At 26.0% G+C, this 17003-nt stretch carries 22 protein-coding genes, 2 tRNA genes, 1 other RNA gene and 1 pseudogene; 10 read left to right on the forward strand and 16 right to left on the reverse strand.

Annotated features, from left to right (window positions below; all coding sequences use genetic code 11):
• Window positions 1-24: 24 nt before the first annotated feature.
• Genes ftsY through rpmB form a run of 4 tightly spaced genes read right to left on the reverse strand, consistent with a single transcriptional unit; the run spans window position 25 to window position 1548 of the window.
• The gene (gene ftsY / locus H0H42_RS00450; protein ID WP_185868582.1) at window positions 25-915 is read right to left on the reverse strand and encodes a signal recognition particle-docking protein FtsY; all 891 of its coding nucleotides are present in this window, start codon (window positions 913-915) and stop codon (window positions 25-27) included.
• Between the two features lie 43 nt (window positions 916-958).
• Entirely contained in the window at window positions 959-1132 is a 174-nt protein-coding gene (locus H0H42_RS00455) for a DUF4295 domain-containing protein (RefSeq protein ID WP_185868583.1), read from the reverse strand.
• Entirely contained in the window at window positions 1129-1311 is a 183-nt protein-coding gene (rpmG, locus tag H0H42_RS00460; RefSeq protein ID WP_185868584.1) for a 50S ribosomal protein L33, read from the reverse strand. The genes H0H42_RS00455 and rpmG overlap by 4 nt, the downstream gene beginning before the upstream one ends.
• A gap of 3 nt (window positions 1312-1314) precedes the next feature.
• Entirely contained in the window at window positions 1315-1548 is a 234-nt protein-coding gene (rpmB, locus tag H0H42_RS00465; protein ID WP_185868585.1) for a 50S ribosomal protein L28, read from the reverse strand.
• 52 nt (window positions 1549-1600) lie between these two features.
• Here rpmB and H0H42_RS00470 point away from each other — a divergent pair, with 52 nt between their 5' ends.
• The 3 genes from H0H42_RS00470 (at window position 1601) to H0H42_RS00480 (ending at window position 2725) form a co-directional block, all read left to right on the forward strand.
• Entirely contained in the window at window positions 1601-2308 is a 708-nt protein-coding gene (locus H0H42_RS00470; protein WP_185868586.1) for a YebC/PmpR family DNA-binding transcriptional regulator, read from the forward strand.
• Between the two features lies 1 nt (window position 2309).
• An RNA gene (gene rnpB, locus H0H42_RS00475) (RNase P RNA component class A) lies at window positions 2310-2633 on the forward strand.
• Between the two features lie 5 nt (window positions 2634-2638).
• Window positions 2639-2725: transfer RNA gene (locus tag H0H42_RS00480), tRNA-Ser, on the forward strand.
• 7 nt (window positions 2726-2732) lie between these two features.
• Here H0H42_RS00480 and H0H42_RS00485 read toward each other — a convergent pair.
• The 3 genes from H0H42_RS00485 to rho all read right to left on the reverse strand — a co-directional run bounded on the left by H0H42_RS00485 (window position 2733) and on the right by rho (window position 5643).
• A complete protein-coding gene (locus H0H42_RS00485; RefSeq protein WP_223843697.1) occupies window positions 2733-3695 on the reverse strand; it encodes a DNA recombination protein RmuC in 963 nt (320 codons plus the stop codon).
• A gap of 232 nt (window positions 3696-3927) precedes the next feature.
• Window positions 3928-4000: transfer RNA gene (locus H0H42_RS00490), tRNA-Met, on the reverse strand.
• Window positions 4001-4059: 59 nt separating this feature from the next.
• Window positions 4060-5643, reverse strand: coding sequence for a transcription termination factor Rho (rho, locus tag H0H42_RS00495; protein ID WP_185868587.1), 1584 nt, complete (start codon window positions 5641-5643; stop codon window positions 4060-4062).
• Between the two features lie 92 nt (window positions 5644-5735).
• On the opposite strand from rho, the gene H0H42_RS02770 reads away from it, so the two are divergent.
• Window positions 5736-6134, forward strand: coding sequence for a DUF4293 family protein (locus H0H42_RS02770; protein WP_185868588.1), 399 nt, complete (start codon window positions 5736-5738; stop codon window positions 6132-6134).
• Between the two features lie 25 nt (window positions 6135-6159).
• The gene (gene prfA / locus H0H42_RS00505; protein WP_185868589.1) at window positions 6160-7251 is read left to right on the forward strand and encodes a peptide chain release factor 1; all 1092 of its coding nucleotides are present in this window, start codon (window positions 6160-6162) and stop codon (window positions 7249-7251) included.
• On the opposite strand, the gene accC is transcribed toward prfA, so the two are convergent.
• Genes accC through rpmF form a run of 3 tightly spaced genes read right to left on the reverse strand, consistent with a single transcriptional unit; the run spans window position 7245 to window position 9281 of the window.
• The gene (gene accC, locus H0H42_RS00510) at window positions 7245-8606 is read right to left on the reverse strand and encodes an acetyl-CoA carboxylase biotin carboxylase subunit (RefSeq protein ID WP_185868590.1); all 1362 of its coding nucleotides are present in this window, start codon (window positions 8604-8606) and stop codon (window positions 7245-7247) included. The genes prfA and accC overlap by 7 nt on opposite strands.
• Before the next feature lie 10 nt (window positions 8607-8616).
• Window positions 8617-9063: an acetyl-CoA carboxylase biotin carboxyl carrier protein gene (accB, locus tag H0H42_RS00515; RefSeq protein WP_185868591.1), complete on the reverse strand. Its 447-nt coding sequence runs from the start codon at window positions 9061-9063 to the stop codon at window positions 8617-8619.
• A gap of 20 nt (window positions 9064-9083) precedes the next feature.
• Complete coding sequence (gene rpmF / locus H0H42_RS00520) at window positions 9084-9281, reverse strand: 50S ribosomal protein L32 (RefSeq protein ID WP_185868592.1); 198 nt, start codon at window positions 9279-9281, stop codon at window positions 9084-9086.
• A gap of 102 nt (window positions 9282-9383) precedes the next feature.
• On the opposite strand from rpmF, the gene proS reads away from it, so the two are divergent.
• The gene (proS, locus tag H0H42_RS00525) at window positions 9384-10850 is read left to right on the forward strand and encodes a proline--tRNA ligase (protein WP_185868593.1); all 1467 of its coding nucleotides are present in this window, start codon (window positions 9384-9386) and stop codon (window positions 10848-10850) included.
• 12 nt (window positions 10851-10862) lie between these two features.
• Here the strand turns inward: proS and H0H42_RS00530 are convergent, their stop codons facing one another.
• The gene (locus H0H42_RS00530) at window positions 10863-11801 is read right to left on the reverse strand and encodes a dihydroorotate oxidase (protein WP_185868594.1); all 939 of its coding nucleotides are present in this window, start codon (window positions 11799-11801) and stop codon (window positions 10863-10865) included.
• 51 nt (window positions 11802-11852) lie between these two features.
• On the opposite strand from H0H42_RS00530, the gene pyrF reads away from it, so the two are divergent.
• Window positions 11853-13211 (forward strand): orotidine-5'-phosphate decarboxylase, encoded by a 1359-nt coding sequence (gene pyrF, locus H0H42_RS00535; RefSeq protein ID WP_185868595.1) that lies wholly within the window; start codon window positions 11853-11855, stop codon window positions 13209-13211.
• A gap of 87 nt (window positions 13212-13298) precedes the next feature.
• Window positions 13299-13874: a MarC family protein gene (locus H0H42_RS00540; RefSeq protein ID WP_185868596.1), complete on the forward strand. Its 576-nt coding sequence runs from the start codon at window positions 13299-13301 to the stop codon at window positions 13872-13874.
• Here H0H42_RS00540 and H0H42_RS02775 read toward each other — a convergent pair.
• From H0H42_RS02775 to fbp, 3 genes are read right to left on the reverse strand one after another with little or no spacing between them, the layout of a single operon-like run.
• Window positions 13865-14095 (reverse strand): ribonuclease P protein component, encoded by a 231-nt coding sequence (locus tag H0H42_RS02775; protein ID WP_185868745.1) that lies wholly within the window; start codon window positions 14093-14095, stop codon window positions 13865-13867. The two genes, H0H42_RS00540 and H0H42_RS02775, sit on opposite strands and share 10 nt — an antisense overlap.
• Entirely contained in the window at window positions 14029-14175 is a 147-nt protein-coding gene (locus H0H42_RS00550) for a hypothetical protein (protein ID WP_185868597.1), read from the reverse strand. Before H0H42_RS00550 ends, H0H42_RS02775 begins: the two co-directional genes overlap by 67 nt.
• Window positions 14176-14221: 46 nt before the next feature.
• The gene (gene fbp / locus H0H42_RS00555) at window positions 14222-15211 is read right to left on the reverse strand and encodes a class 1 fructose-bisphosphatase (RefSeq protein WP_185868746.1); all 990 of its coding nucleotides are present in this window, start codon (window positions 15209-15211) and stop codon (window positions 14222-14224) included.
• A 559-nt stretch (window positions 15212-15770) separates the two neighbouring features.
• Between fbp and H0H42_RS02760 the strand changes: the two genes are divergently transcribed.
• Both H0H42_RS02760 and H0H42_RS02765 read left to right on the forward strand, forming a co-directional pair.
• Window positions 15771-16031 (forward strand): ribonuclease HI, encoded by a 261-nt coding sequence (locus tag H0H42_RS02760; RefSeq protein ID WP_317167334.1) that lies wholly within the window; start codon window positions 15771-15773, stop codon window positions 16029-16031.
• Window positions 16028-16282 (forward strand): RNase H family protein, encoded by a 255-nt coding sequence (locus H0H42_RS02765; RefSeq protein ID WP_317167335.1) that lies wholly within the window; start codon window positions 16028-16030, stop codon window positions 16280-16282. Before H0H42_RS02760 ends, H0H42_RS02765 begins: the two co-directional genes overlap by 4 nt.
• Here H0H42_RS02765 and H0H42_RS00565 read toward each other — a convergent pair.
• Window positions 16273-16800: a TrmH family RNA methyltransferase gene (locus H0H42_RS00565; protein WP_223843698.1), complete on the reverse strand. Its 528-nt coding sequence runs from the start codon at window positions 16798-16800 to the stop codon at window positions 16273-16275. The two genes, H0H42_RS02765 and H0H42_RS00565, sit on opposite strands and share 10 nt — an antisense overlap.
• 60 nt (window positions 16801-16860) lie before the next feature.
• Window positions 16861-16956 (reverse strand): annotated as a pseudogene (locus H0H42_RS02780) (hypothetical protein); the annotation flags it as partial.
• Between the last annotated feature and the right edge of the window lie 47 nt (window positions 16957-17003).

Here is a 17003-nt window from a genome sequence, read left to right on the forward strand (position 1 = left end):
AAAAATTTTAATTTTAATCATAAATTACAATTTTTTGAAAAGAGAATTAATAAATTTTTCTTGATCAAAAATCTTTAAATCTTCTATTTTTTCTCCTAATCCCATATAACGGATAGGCAATTTGTAAGAATTTGATATACTAATAATAATCCCTCCTTTAGCTGTACCTTCCATTTTGGTTAAAATAATTGATGATATTTTTACAAAATCAAGAAATTTTCTTACTTGTTCTAAAGCATTTTGTCCTATTGTTCCATCTAAAATAAGAATAGTTTCATTTGGATGATACCCCAGTATTTTTTTAATAACTCTTCTAATTTTAGAAAGTTCATTCATAAGACTTACGCGATTATGTAAACGACCAGCGGTATCAATAATTGCTACATCAATATTTTTTGATATCGCTGATTGTACAGTATCATAGGCAACTGAAGCGGGATCAGATCGAAGTTGTTGTTTGACAATGGGAACATTGGCTCTATTAGCCCATATCTCAAGTTGTTCTATCGCAGCTTCTCGAAAAGTATCTGATGCACCTATAATCGAAGAAAATCCTTTTTTCTTGAAAAAAAAGGCTAATTTTCCTACCGTTGTCGTTTTTCCAACCCCATTCACTCCTACTATTAAAATAACAAATGGTTTTTTATTTTTTTTAATACTTATAGACAAACATTCATTGTGAATGTTTGAGAATACATTTTGTATTTCATCCTTTAGAAATTCGTATAAATTTTTTGAATTTCCTTGATTTTTCTTAATTTTTTCTTCTAAACTATTTATAATTTCTATAGTAGTTTTTGTTCCTATATCTGAAGAGAGTAATAGATTTTCTATTTCATCTATATCTTGAATCCTGATTTCGTATTTTTTAGAAAAAAAATTTTTTATTTTAGAAAAAAATGTATTTCCTTTCATTTTTATGAGTCTATAAGAAATTTCATTTAATTTTTTTAAAAAATTATTCTTCTAAAAAAAATTTTTTTACTTCTTTTTCGGAAATAATTTTTTTCTCGAATTTATAAGAATAGGTGTTATCATGTTTTTTTTTTCTTTTAAACATTTTAATAGCTAAAACCATTTTATTGCTTTCTTCTTTTTTTTGATTTTTTTCTAATTTTTTTTTAGATATCATTTAATTTCTTTATGTATTGTGTGTTTTCTTAATATTGGATTGTATTTTTTCAATACAATTCTATTTGGAGTGTTTTTTTTATTTTTTGTTGTGATATATCTAGAAATTCCATGACACTTTTTTTTATCTTTTTCAGTACATTCCAATATCACTTGAATCCTATTTCCTTTTTTTCCCATATTTTATTTAATTCGCTTATTTTTAAATCTTTTTAACGCACGTTCAATTCCTATTTTATCAATCATTTTCATAGTAGAAACACACACTCTCAATGTAATCCATTTTTTTTCTTTTTCTAAAAAAAAACGTTTTTTTCTAAAATTTATATTAAAACGACGTTTATTTTTATTATGGGCATGAGAAATATGATTTCCAATCATCATTTTTTTTCCTGTTAATTCACATACTTTTGACATAATAAAATTTTTTTAATAAATTATTAAAGATAAAAAAAAAGAAAGACATTTCATGTCAGGACACAGTAAATGGTCGAATATACAACATAGAAAACAGAATAAAGATTTTCAAAAATCTAAAAAATTTTCAAAATGTATTAAAGAAATATTTATCGCAGTAAAACAATCAGGTATAAATAATTTTCATTTCAAAAATGCTATTGTTAATGCAAAATCTTTAAATATTCCAAAAAAAACCATAGAAAGAACTATTGAGAAAGCTCTACAAAAAAAAAATAATAACTTTATTCCATTGAATTTAGAAGGAAAAATTCACGGAATTAGCATGATTATCGAGTGTTTAACAGATAACAATATTAGAACCATTTCAAATATAAAAACTTTTTTTAATAAAAGTGGAGGAACATTATGTAAACATGGAGAACTTTCACATTTTTTCAATCGAGTGGGATCTTTTCTAATAAAAAAAAAAAATATTCCCAATTCTATAGAGGAATTTGAACTTATGATGATTGATTTTGGAGCAAATGATTTTTTTGAAAAAAACAATAAAATTTATATATATACAAAGATTGAATATTTTGGATGTATGAAAAATAATTTAGAACGATTAAATATATTCCATGCATGTAAATTAAAACGTATTCCAAAAGAGGTTCGATATTTATCAAATAATAAAAAAGAAAAAGTGTTAAATTTAATAGAAAAAATTCAATTAGATGATGATGTTGATCATGTCTATTGTAATTTACAAAAATAATAAAGTGAAATGTCCTATCGCGTTTTTTTTATAAAATGAGGAAAGTCCGGACACCATTGAGCAGCATAATGGGTAATTCCCATCCATCGAAAGATGAGGAATAGTGCAACAGAAAGAATGTACAGAATAGAATAAATCTGTAGTGAAATCATGTAAACTCTATGTGGTGAAATGCCATGTATACCGGAAAATTGCTCAGTTGTTAATCCCGGGGGGTAGGCAGATAGAAATTTTGGGTAACCTAAATTCAAGATAAATGATAGGATGAATTATGAATTAAGATATTCATGTAAAACAGAATCCGGCTTATAGTTTCACTTTTTTGTTTAAGGAGAGATGGCCGAGTGGTTTAAGGCGCACGTCTGGAAAGCGTGTACATAAAAAAATTTGTCAAGGGTTCGAATCCCTTTCTCTCCGTTATTCATTAACAATTTTCTATATCTTTTAATTTTTTTTCTATTAAATGTCTTTTTGCTCCCAACAGTTTATCTATATCATTCGTAGCTCCTTGTAATTTATTCTTTGCTTGATGAAGTAACAATCCAAACTTAGAGAATTCTTGTTTTACAGATTCTAATACAATCCAAACTTCAGACGTTCGTTTTTGTATAGCTAATGTTCGAAATCCAATTTGTAAACTATTCAATAAAGCAGCTAAAGTGGATGGACCAGCAATAACGGTTTTATACTTTCTTAATAATTCTTCTAACAATCCTGAATTTTTTGTAATCTCCGCATAGATTCCCTCAAAAGGAAGGAATAAAATAGCAAAATCAGTGGTATTTGGTGGATCTATATATTTTTCTTGAATATTTTTAGACATTTTCTTCAATACAGATTCTAAATTTTTTATTGCAGAATCTATAGATTTTTTATTTCCTTCAGAATAAGATTTTTGTAGTTTCTCATATGTTTCCTTTGGAAATTTTACATCAATGGGTAACCAAATATTTTTCTTTCCATTTCCTGGAAGTTTGATCGCAAATTCTACCACAAAATTTGTATTAGATTTCGTGATTACATTTGAATCGTATTGTTCTGGAGATAAAATTTGTTCCAACAACATAGAAAGTTGCATTTCACTAAAATTTCCACATATTTTTACATGATTGAGTGTTTTTTTTAAATCTCCAACATCTTGAGATAAAAGTTTCATTTCTCCTAATCCTTTCTGTAGACATAAAAGTTGATTGCCAATAATTTCAAAAGATTTTCCAAGATGGAAATTAATAGATTTCTGAAGCTTATTATTTACAGAATGTTTAATTTCCTCTAAATTTTTTTCTAAAAAAATAACAATTTTTTTATGTTCTTCATAAAGATTATCTATTTTTTTCGACTGTTTTTCAATTTCAAAACGAATTTCATGTTTAATATTATTGAACATATGAAAATGATTGTTCAACCACAATTCTTTAAATTCTTTTAAAGAACTATGTAAATTTTTTTCATAAACTTGTTGTAAGTTTTGATTTTCATTTTTTTGATCTATGAATTCATTTTTTATGAACGATCGAAACCAATAAGCATAAAGAAAAAATAAAAAAAAAAGGAAATAATCAAAAATAAGTAATACATAAAATAAAAGAGATCTTTATCAAAAAGATGATGGAAAAAAATGGCGGGAATAGGACTCGAACCTATGACCTTCGGGTTATGAGCCCGACGAGCTACCAACTGCTCCACCCCGCGATAATTGTAATATAATATTTTTCATGTACAAAATCAAATTTTTCAAAATGAAAAAATGATTATCCATTCATAGATATTAAAAATTCTTCATTATTTTGAGTTCTAGACATTCTGGATCTTAAAAATTCCATTGCTTCTACTGGATTCATATCTGAAAGATGTTTTCTTAGAATCCACATCCTTTGTAAGGTATTAGTATCTAATAATAAATCATCTTTTCTCGTGCTTGAAGAAACAAGATCAATCGCAGGATAAATTCGTTTATTAGCTATTTTTCTATCTAATTGAAGTTCTTTATTTCCTGTTCCTTTAAATTCTTCAAAAATCACTTCATCCATTTTTGACCCTGTATCAATCATGGCCGTAGCAATAATAGATAAAGATCCTCCGTTTTCTATATTTCTTGCAGCACCAAAAAATCTTTTAGGTCGATGTAAAGCATTCGCATCAACTCCTCCTGATAATACTTTTCCAGAAGCTGGTGCAACCGTATTATAAGCACGTGCTAAACGGGTAATCGAATCTAATAATATGACTACGTCATGAGAACATTCAACCATTCTCTTTGCTTTTTGTAAAACAATATTAGCCACTTTAACATGTCTATCCGCAGGTTCATCGAATGTTGAGGCTATAACTTCTCCTTTCACATTCCTTTGCATATCCGTTACTTCTTCTGGTCTTTCATCAATTAATAAAATAATTAAGTATACTTCTTGATGATTTGCTGCAATAGCATTCGCTATTTCTTTTAATAACGTAGTTTTTCCTGTTTTAGGAGGAGCTACAATCATCCCTCTCTGTCCTTTTCCTATAGGAGTAAAAAGATCAACAATTCTTGTAGATAGAGTCGCATTTTTTTTAGCTAACTGAAATTTCTCATTAGGAAACAATGGAGTTAAATGTTCAAAAGAATTTCTTCCTCTTACAAAAGAAGGAGAACGTCCATTAATTTCAAGAATTTTAATCAGAGGAAAATATTTTTCTCCCTCTTTAGGAGGACGTACTTCTCCTCTAATTGTATCTCCTGTTTTCATCCCAAAAAGTCTTATTTGTGATTGGGACACATAAATATCGTCAGGAGATGATAGATAATTAAAATCAGATGATCTTAAAAATCCATAATTTTCTGGCATTATTTCTAAAACCCCTTCACTAATGATGATACCTTCAAACTCATATTCAGGAGATCTATATTTATTAGATAATTTGCTATTCTTGCTATTTTTTGTAATATTCTCTGTACTACCACTAGCATATGATTCCGATCGTTCATTTTTTTTCCATTTAGAATGGGAATAATAGGGATATTTTTTATGAGATTTAGAAGATTCTTCAGATATTTTTTTTGATGTATTTATCTGATGTTCTTTATTCGGATATTTCTTTACATTTGTTTTGTTTGTTTCATTAAATATATTTTGATTATTAACATTTTTTTGTGTATTAAATTCTTTCTTTTCAGAATCTTCTTTCTTCAACTTTGAAGACGAATTAATAGAGATCTTTTTATTCAGAATAGAAATAATTTTTTCAAGAAGCTCGTTTTTTCGTAATTGTGTACATTTCTTCAAACCTGAAGAACGAGCAATTTCCTGTAGTTCAAAAAGTTTTTTACTTTTTAATTCAGTGATATCAAACATACAATCATTCGGTTATATAGTAAATGGATAGTAATTACGTAAAATACAAAAAATTAAATTGAACTTAAATAAAAATTATTAAATAATTTAATATGATATACAGAATACAAACATTATATTTATTTGCATCTATTTTAATTTATTCCATAATTTTATTTTTCCTATACAAAATAGATCTTTGGAATCCCATAATAGAAATTCTTTTGATCATCGTATCAGTATGTACAATTTTATCTTTTTTAAGTATCTGTTGTTTTAAAAAACAAAAGGTGCAAATTTCCTTAAACAAAACAAATATACTTTTAAATATTAGTATGAATATACTTCTTATGAGTATTTATTTATATAATTATAACTATTTATTTTTTTTTACAAAAAAAATTCTTTTGTTTTTATTTCTATGTATTTGTAACATTTTATTATTTCATAAATCTAATAAATATATAAATGAAGATATTAAAATGATTAATTCTATGGATAGAATACGTTAGAATAAAAAAATATATTTGGATAATTATGAATGATAAACAGTTAATAGAAAAATTAGAAAAATGTAAAAAAGAATTTATCTCTCTTCATGAAGAAACGACAAAAAAAAGTGTATTATCCAATCCAAAAAAATATAAAATACTTTTTAAAAAGTACCTAAACATAGAGAAAATTCTTTCTTTATACAAAGAATATAAAAAAAAAAATTCTTCTTTAAAAGAAGCTAATTTTATTTTAAAAAATGATTTAGATGAAGAAATGAAAAAATTAGCTTATGAAGAAAAACAAAATATTATATCTCAGTTAAATAGTTTAAAAAAAAAAATTCATATTTTTCTTATTGAGAAAGATAAAAAAAAAACATATGAAGATTATGGTCGAAATGTTCTATTAGAAATTCGTTCAGGAACAGGAGGAAGTGAGGCATGTCTTTTTGTAGAAGACATATTACGTATGTACACCATGTATTTTAAAAAAATCGGATGGTATTATAAACCATTACATCTTCAAAAAGGAAACATAAAAGGATATAAAGAAATAATTTTAGAAGTAGATGGAGAAAAGGAAGTATATGAAAATCTAAAATTTGAATCTGGAGTTCATAGAGTACAAAGAATACCTCAAACTGAATCTCAAGGTAGAATTCATACGTCTGCAATCACTGTAGCCGTTCTTCCAAAAATAGAAAACATTAAGATAAATATTAATTTCAACGAAGTGAAAAAAGATACTTTCCGATCTAGTGGAGCAGGTGGACAACATGTAAACAAAACAGAATCCGCTGTCAGACTTACTCATATTCCTAGTAAAATTACAGTAGAATGTCAAGAAGAAAGATCACAACATAAAAATTTTGAAAAAGCTATTCGTATTTTAAAATCAAGACTTTATAGATCCAAAATAGATAAAATTTTAAAAAACAGATCAATGGAAAGAAAATCTCTTGTTCTAACAGGAGATCGTTCTGTAAAAATACGTACTTACAATTATCCGAAAAATAGAGTGACTGATCATAGAATTAAGAAATCTATGTATAATCTTACAAATTTTATGAACGGAAATATTCAAGAAATGATTGATCATTTAAAGCATTTTGAATATAACCAATCCTTTCAATGATTGTATAAAAAAAAATTTAAATTTTTTTCTTGAAGAAAATTTATATTGTAATCTCCTATTACAAAATCGTGGTAACTCATAATACGACTATAAAATGGAATTGTTGTAGGAATTCCTTCTATAACAAATTCTTCTAAAGCACGTTTCATTTTTTCAATTGTTTCTTTTCTATTATTGGATGTTGCAATTAATTTAGCAATCATTGAATCATAATAATGTGAGACACCATATCCAGAATAAATATGAGTATCAATACGCACTCCTTTTCCACCTGGTAAATGAAGTTTTGTAATTGTTCCGGAAATAGGTTGAAAATTTTTTAATGGATTCTCTGCGTTAATTCTACATTCAATAGAATGCATTTGATTGTGAATAATTTTTTTTTTATAAATTTTTTTTCCATATGCTATGAAAATTTGTTCTTTGATTAAATCTAAACCTGTAATTTCCTCTGTTATAGTATGTTCTACTTGAATCCTTGGATTCATTTCCATAAAATAAAAATTTTTTTTCTCATCAACCAAAAATTCTATAGTTCCCACTCCTTCATAACGCATATATTGAATTGCTTTTATCGATTGATCTCCCATTCTTTTTCTTAAAGAAGAATTTAAAAATGGAGAAGGAGTTTCTTCTATTAATTTTTGATTTCTTCTTTGAATAGAACAATCTCTCTCGTAAAAATAGCGTACATTTCCGTATTTATCACTTATAATTTGTATTTCAATATGACGTGGATCTAAAAGATATTTCTCTATATAAATATCTTCTTTTCCAAAACATGCATATGATTCTTTTTTGGCATCTTCTAAAGAACTTTTTAATTGATTTTTTTGTAAAACAGATCGTATTCCTCTTCCTCCTCCTCCAAAAACAGATTTAATAACAATAGGATATCCTATTTCATCCGCTTGTTTTTCTATTTCTATGAAAGACAATCCTTTCAAGCATAATGAACCTGGAATACATGGAATTCCAGCATTATACATAGTTTGTTTTGCTAAAATTTTATTTCCCATTTGTACCATATGATGAGGCTTTGCCCCTATAAAAATAATTCTATGCTTTTCGCACATAGAAGAAAAGTACGGATCCTCGGATAAAAATCCATAACCAGGATGTATTGCATCGGCATTTGTAATCTCCGCTGCAGATATTAAATTAGGAATGTTTAAATAAGATTGATAGGGATCGGAAGGCCCAATGCAAACAGCTTCATCCGCAAAATAGACATGTAGACTATGCTTGTCTTCCGTTGAATATACTGCGACAGTTTGTATTCCAATTTCTTTTGCAGTTCGTATAATACGTAAGGCAATCTCTCCACGATTTGCTATTAATATTTTATTAAACATAACATAATCATTAATCATTGGGATCTAAAAGAAATAAAGGTTGATCATAATCAACAGGATTTGCATCTTCTACAAAAATTTTAATAAGTTTTCCATTGAATTCTGATTCTATATCATTAAATAATTTCATGGATTCTATAACACATAATTTTTGTCCTATTTTTATATTATCTCCTATTTTTACAAAAGGTTCCTTATCTGGATGAGATTTTCTATAAAATGTGCCAATCATAGGAGATTTAATTGTTAAATATTGTTTATCAATATTTTTTTTTTTATATTGAGATTTTAAATAATGATCTTCATCATTATGTTGATGTGAAAGGTGATATAATATTTTTTTATAAATATTTTTTTTTACATAAATCTCCATTTTTTCTGTACGAATCCTGACTTCATCTATATTTAATTTCTCGATAAACTTTAAAATACATTGAATTTTTTTTGTATCATCCATATTTTATTTCCTTAAAGGGATCAAAGTTCTTCATATTTCTTTTTATATAAAACTATTCTCCCTCTATAGTAGAGTTTATTTCCATACCAATACGCATGATGATATAAATGTTTTTTTTTAGTTAATTGACACTTAACTAAAAGGGGACTTTTTATTTTAAAATGACTTCTTCTTTTATTCTTTTTTGATTTTGATTTTTTCCTTTTTGGATGTGCCATAATTATGAAATTCAACTAAAAATTATAATCACACTAATTTATAAATAAAATTAAAGGTGTTGAATAATTTTCTATATATTTAAGTTTAAGGTAAATATTTACATGAAAAGTACACGAAAAAAAAATTATTCTAAATGGTATCATGAGATTATTGAAAAATCAGAATTAGCAGAATATTCTGGAGTTCGTGGATTTATGATTATTAAACCCTATGGATATGCATTGTGGGAAATAATAAAAAATGAGTTAGATAAAATTTTAAAAAATACAGGGCATGAAAATGTATATTTTCCTTTATTAATTCCAAAGTCTTTTCTTGAAAAAGAAAAAGAACATATGGAAATTTTTTCTGAAGGATGTGCCGTAGTTACTCATTCTAGAATAAAAAAAAATGAAAAAGAAAAACATCTTGTCGTAGACTACCAATCAAAATTACGAGAAGAATTAGTGATACGACCAACTTCTGAAAGTATTGTATGGAATACTTATCAACGTTGGATTCAATCTTACAGAGATTTACCAATATTATTAAATCAGTGGGGAAATGCAGTAAGATGGGAAATGCGCAATAGATTATTTCTTAGAAATTCTGAATTTTTATGGCAAGAAGGACATACTGCACATGCTACTAAAGAAGAGGCTTTCAAAGAAACAGAAAAAATGTTAAATGTTTATACAAATTTTTCTAAAAATTTTCTTGCTATTCCTGTTATAAAAGGGATAAAACCTCATACAGAAAAATTTCAAGGATCAAAAATGACTTTTTGTATAGAAGCCCTTATGCAAGACGGAAAATCCTTACAGATGGCAACCTCTCATTTTTTAGGACAAAATTTTTCAAAAGCATTTAATGTTAAATTCACAAATTATGATGGAACTAAACATTATGCATGGGGGACTTCTTGGGGAACATCGACAAGATTAATAGGTGGATTGATAATGTCACATGCTGATGATATGGGTCTTATTATTCCTCCTAAAATTGCTCCTATACAAGTAGTTATTATTCCAATCTATCATAAAAACATAAAAGATCACCTAATTGATGAATTATCAACAACTATTTTACATTGTTTAGAAAAACAAAAAATACGTGTAAAATATGATCAAAGAAAGCAATTTACACCGGGATGGAAATTTCATGAATATGAAATGAAAGGAATTCCTATAAGAATTCATATTGGATTGAAAGAAATAAAAAGTAAAATAATAGAAATTGTTAGGAGAGATACTCATGAAAAAAGATCTATTGTAATAGATAAAATACATAATATCATTATAAAACTTCTTGAAAAAATTCAAAATAATTTATACGAAAAATCTTTGGTACGAACTCAACAATCCATTATTCAAATTGATCAATATCAAAAATTTAAAGAACAATTAAATGGTCCAGGTGGATTTATATTATCTCACTGGGATGGTACTGATGAAACGTTAAAAAAAATTCAGAAAGAGACAGAAGCAACGATAAGATGTATTCCTTTTTCTTATGGCAAAAAACAAGGACATTGTATCTATTCTGGTAGAGTTTCGCAACAAAGAGTAGTTTTTTCTAAATCTTATTGAAAAATTTTTATCCTACTTATCAATAGTTTTTAGTTTTCCTTTAAAATCATTAATAGATTTATAATTTTTTTTTTCCAAAAATTCAATTAATTCTTTTCTTAATCGATCAAAAACAGTAATTCCTTCGTTAATAAATTTTGTACCAATTTGTACAGCATTCGCTCCACATAATATATGTTCGAAAATGTCCTTTCCTGAGGAGATTCCTCCACATCCTATTATAGAAATATTTTTCTTGAGATAAGAATAAAATTTAGAAATATTTGATAATGCAAATGGTTTGATCATTTTTCCACCTATTCCTCCAAATCCTTGATTTGGCCGTATAATAACGGATTCTTTTTCAATATCAATATACATTCCATTAGGAACACTGTTAACACAAGTAACAAAAGAAATCGGAAATTGATTCAGTATAGAAGACATATTTTTTATATGTCTATCTGTAAAATATGGAGGTAATTTTACTCCAATAGGTTTTTTGCTAATATGAAATACATACGTTAAAAATTGAACAACTTTTTTAAGGTTATATCCTAATATTTCAATATTGTTATTTGGACAAGATAAATTTAATTCTATAGCCGTGATTTTTGAAGATCGATTAGATTTTTTGAGAATTGAAATATTTTCTTCCATTGAAAATCCCGATATTGAAAGAAAAATAGGTTTATTAATATCTTTTTTCTCAAAAAAATCTATGTAAAAATCAATTCCTAAATTGGGTAATCCCATAGAATTTATACTTCCGATGCTCCATTCAAAATATCTTGGTTTCTCATTTCCTATTCTCGGATAATAGGTACAACTTTTTGTAATCAATGCTCCAGAAGAGCTGTTCATCAAATTTAATAATTCTTTCTCAGAACTACATAATGCTCCAGAAGCATTCATGATGCATGACGAAAGATGGATTCCTTTTATATTAGAAGATATGTCTATTTTTTCCATAATTATAATATAACAAAAAATTTAACTTTGTATAAACAGTTAGGTTGAGTGATGAAAAAAAAAGAACATTTTTTTTTAAAAATTTACAAATTGGGAATTATAAAATTTGGAGATTTTCTTTTGAAAAGTGGAATACACACTCCAATGTACATTGATTTTCGACCTGTAGCCTCTTGTCCAGATTTATTAATAAAACTTTCAGATTTAATTTTATATGAAATATCTCATTCCAACTTTGAATTAATTTGTGGAGTTCCATATGCTGCATTACCTATAGCTACGGCACTATCTATACAATCAAAAATTCCTTTAATTATTAAGAGAAAAGAAAATAAAGGATACGGAACGCAGCGAATGATTGAAGGAATTTATAAAAAAGGACAACAATGTTTACTTTTAGAAGATGTGATTACAAGTGGAGATAGTTTATTAGAAACCATTGAAGACATTGAATCGGAAGGGTTAATTGTAAAACAAATAGTGACTATTCTTGATAGAGAACAAGGAGGTTTGGAACATATAAAGAAAAAAGGATACAAAATACAAACATTATTTCGTATAGAAAACATATTCAAAATATTAGAAAAGAAAAATTTTTTAAAAGAAAAAGAATTGCAAACTATGCGATTATTTATCATGAAAAAAGATAATGGAAGTTTTTATAAACGAAAATCTTATGAAGAAAAAAAAAAAAAAATTCCCCATCCTATAGCAAAAAAACTTATTGAAATAACATTGGAAAAAAAAACGAATCTGATATTTTCTGCAGATTTAACAGAGTCAAATAAAATATTAAAATTAATCCATCTCATTGGAGATATGATCTGTGTATTAAAATTACACGTCGACATTATCACTGATTTTTCTCCATCTTTTATTAGAAAAATAAAAGAAATTTCGATAGAAAAAAAATTTTTATTATTTGAAGATAGAAAATTTTGTGATGTAGGACATACCAATTTTCTTCAATTTCATTACGGAATGCATAAAATATCTTCCTGGGCAGATATTATTACGGTACATGTCCTATCAGGAAGACAAAGTATAAAAACACTGAATATCCCTCCTAATATAGGTTTAATTACTATATCTGAAATGTCTTCTTACGGGAATTTGTTTAATGACAACTATGTACGAAATGCATTAGATATTTCTTTAAAAAATTCAAAAGTTATTGGCACTGTCGCACAAAGAAAAGTAGATAATCGATTACTGTTATTTACGCCGGGAATTCATTTGTATGAAGAACAAAAATTAGGAAATACTTATATGACTCCTAAAACTGCATTTCAAAAAAAAGGAAGTGACTTTATTATTGTTGGAAAAGGGATTTATCAGTCTGATAATCCCATAAAAATTGCATCAATTTATAGAAAAAAGGCTTGGGAAGCTTACGAATCTAGCTTGTAATTGTGTTTTTTTTGAAAAAAGTATGATACTGATGATATTTTTCTTTAATTTTAGGAGATAATTTGTGATCTATTTTTTTTTTTCATTATGGAATGGATAAATTCATTGATTAGTTGTTTTATGATACTTTTTAGTATTATTGATATATTGGGAAATGCTCCTATTATTATGGGATTTAAATCGAAAGGAATGGTTATAGATACAAAAAAAATTATCATAACTTCTCTAATCATATTTTTATTCTTTTTATTTTTAGGTCAACCTATTCTAAAAATCATTGGAGTTGATGTTTATTCTTTTTCCGTAGCAGGATCCATTGTTTTATTTTTAATTGGATTAGAGATGATACTAGGAGTAGATTTTCATAAAATCACTAAACACTCACAAACGTCGGTCGTCCCCATTGCATTTCCTTTGATCGCAGGACCTGGATCGTTAACAACGTTAATTTCTCTAAGAACTACATATAATGTTAATATTATTCTCTTATCTCTTATCCTTAATCTATTTGTTGTTTATTTTGTTGTCGATAATTGTGATGCCATAGCAAAAAAAATAGGAAATAATGGATTAGATATCTTAAAAAAAGTTTTTGGTATTGTTTTATTAGCATTTGCTGTTAAAATATTTGGAGCGAATGCCTCACAATTATTTCAAAATTGATTCTTCATTTCATGAAGAATTTTTTTAATAGAATGGTTGATGTGTTGATGATTATACCTAATTGATGATTTATATATAAAAATGACATAAAAACATTTTTTTTCGTTCATAAGAATTTTTTTATGATATATAAACGATTCTTTGATAAATCTTTTTATTTTATTTCTTTCAACAGATGTTCTGATAATTTTTTTTTTACAATTGTTCCAATTAGCATTGATGAACTTTTTTCGAAATTTTGATTTTCTATAGTAAAAAACGAAAGAATAGGATCAATGAATAGACAATGACCATGTTTCATGATAATTTGAAAAAATTTTTTCTTTATCTTTTTTTTGAAAAAAAATTTATTCATTTGTAAACTCTTCTAATTTTTCAACCATTTCTTTGGGACCACAAAAGAAAGGAGTTCTTTGATGTAGATTTTTAGGTAAAATATCTAATATCCTTCTTTTACCATCAGAAGCTTTTCCACCCGCTTGTTCTGTAAGAAAAGCAATGGGATTACATTCATAAAGTAATCTTAATTTTCCTTCTGGGAAAAAAACCGTTTTTGGATACATATAGATTCCACCTTTAATTAAGTTTCGATGAAAATCACCGACCAAAGATCCAATGTATCTTGCCGTATAAGGTCGATTTTCTTTTTCTTCTTGACAATACCTCAAAAATCTCTTAATTCCATTAGAAAATCGCGTATAATTTCCTTCATTAACAGAATATATATTTCCATTCTTAGGAAAAAAAAGATTAGGATGTGATAAATAAAAGGTTCCAATAGAAGGATCTAAAGTAAATCCATGTACTCCATTTCCTACACTATATACTAATATAGTCGAAGATCCATAAATAATGTAACCTGCTAGGATTTGACGATTTCCTACTTGTAAAAAATCATTGATTGATAAATGATCTTTTGTGGAAGATGATCTCATATAGACAGAAAAAATTGTTCCAATTGATACATTCACATCGATATTAGAAGATCCATCAAGAGGATCTATCAAAACAATATATGGATTGTTCATGATTTTTTTATTTTTTATTTCTATAAAATTCTTACTTTCTTCCGATGCTATTCCGCAAACAACATTTCTACTTTTAAAAGAATTAATAAACGCTTGATTAGCAAAATCATCTACTTTTTTCTGTACTTCCCCTTGTATATTTTTTACTCCAGAAACTCCTATAATTTTTTTTGTTAATCCCGCTTTATTTACCTCTTTATGAATTTCTTTAGAAGCTAATTTTATACAACTAAATAATCGTAACAATGATTCCGTTGAATAAGAAAAACAATCTTTATTTTTTATAATAAACTCTCCTAAGGTATACATATCATAAATAATGTAATACAATGTACATTATCATATTTTTTTTACAAAAATATGACATTATACAGTAAATTATGCATTAGTTATTAATATTATTTTTAATGAAAATAACAAAAATATTATTCTTATTGTTGTATTTTACATGTTATTTTTAAAATTTTTGATCTCATTTTAGTCTTTATTTTCTTTTTTATATTTACTTTAAGAAAATTATTATCCTCATTATATATTAGTTTTCTCCAAATGTGTTTAAGGAAAAGTAGTTGATTTTTAATGGATTTTTTTGTATGTATAAAAAAATATTAGATGATCATTAATTATCCATAGATGATGATTCATCGTACAACGTCTACCCTGGATATTGTGATTATAGATTTTATAATTTGGTATAAACAAAAAATACTATATTTTTAAATTTATTTATAAATGGATCTTAAGTTATTGCATTGATTAAATAAAAAAATTCTAACTAATCCTTTTATTATAAAACAAAATGTTTCATCAAAGAAACAAGTATCAGTTAGAAAAATTTGAACGTAAAAGATAATAATCATAAAATTTTATGAATAACAATAGGAAAATTCATATTTATACAGATGGATCTTCAAGAGGAAATCCTGGGGTTGGAGGATATGGTATTTTTATCGAAATATTTTCGAATAATTCTCATTTTTATAAAACCACTATTCTGAATGAAGGATACCGTTATACAACAAATAATAGAATGGAATTATTAGCAATTATCATTGGATTAGAAAAAATAAAAAAAAAAAATATTCTGTATCAATATTTACTGATTCAAAATATGTTGTTAATGCAGTGAAAAATCATTGGATTGATAAGTGGAAAAAGAATAATTTTTATAAAAAAAAAAATATAGATTTATGGAAAAGATTTATCAAAATATTTAATAGAAATTTAGTTACATTTCATTGGATTAAATCACATAATAATCACTATATCAATGATTATTGTGACCAAATTTCTTTACAATCCTCAAAAAAAAAGAATCTAAAAATTGATGATGTATACGAAAAACATCTATTAAAAATTGGGTTAAACCATCAAAGATAATTTCTTTGTCTCATAATTTCATATCCTATGATCGACATTGCATTACTTACGTTTAATGAATCGATATATCCAAACATAGGAATATGTAAAACTTTATGTGATTCACGAAACCAAATATGAGATAAACCCTTATTTTCGGATCCAAGAACCAATGCTATTTTAGAATGGGTAAATTGACATTTGTATAAATTCGTTGATTTTTGATTACATCCTGTCGTAAAAATTTGGAATTTATTTTTTTTTAACCATTTTATTACACAATTTATTTTATTTTCTATATAGATATTGATGCTAAAAACATATCCTAAACTACATCTAATTACATTAGGATTAAAAATATATGTCTTGATATTTGATAATATAATCATATCAAATCCAATCGCTAAAGATGTTCGGAAAATAGCACCTAAATTTCCCGGATTTTCTATTCCATCTAATACAAGTAAAGAATAATCTTTTTCTTTTAAAAAATTAATATTTTTTAATTGATGATTCCATCTCCTTTTTTCTTGAAACAATGCTACTATTCCACCAGAATTTTCTCTGTAGGAAATCTTTTTAAATACTTTCTTATTTATACAATATGTAATCTTGTAATATGGTTGAACTATACGTTGATGATCAAATATAGAATTGCATATGAATATTGTGTTTGGAATAAATTGATTTTTAATAGCTAATAGAAATTCTTTTACTCCTTCTACAAGAAAAAGACCTTTTT

This window comes from Blattabacterium cuenoti, assembly GCF_014252275.1.
Classification (GTDB): domain Bacteria; phylum Bacteroidota; class Bacteroidia; order Flavobacteriales; family Blattabacteriaceae; genus Blattabacterium; species Blattabacterium cuenoti_O.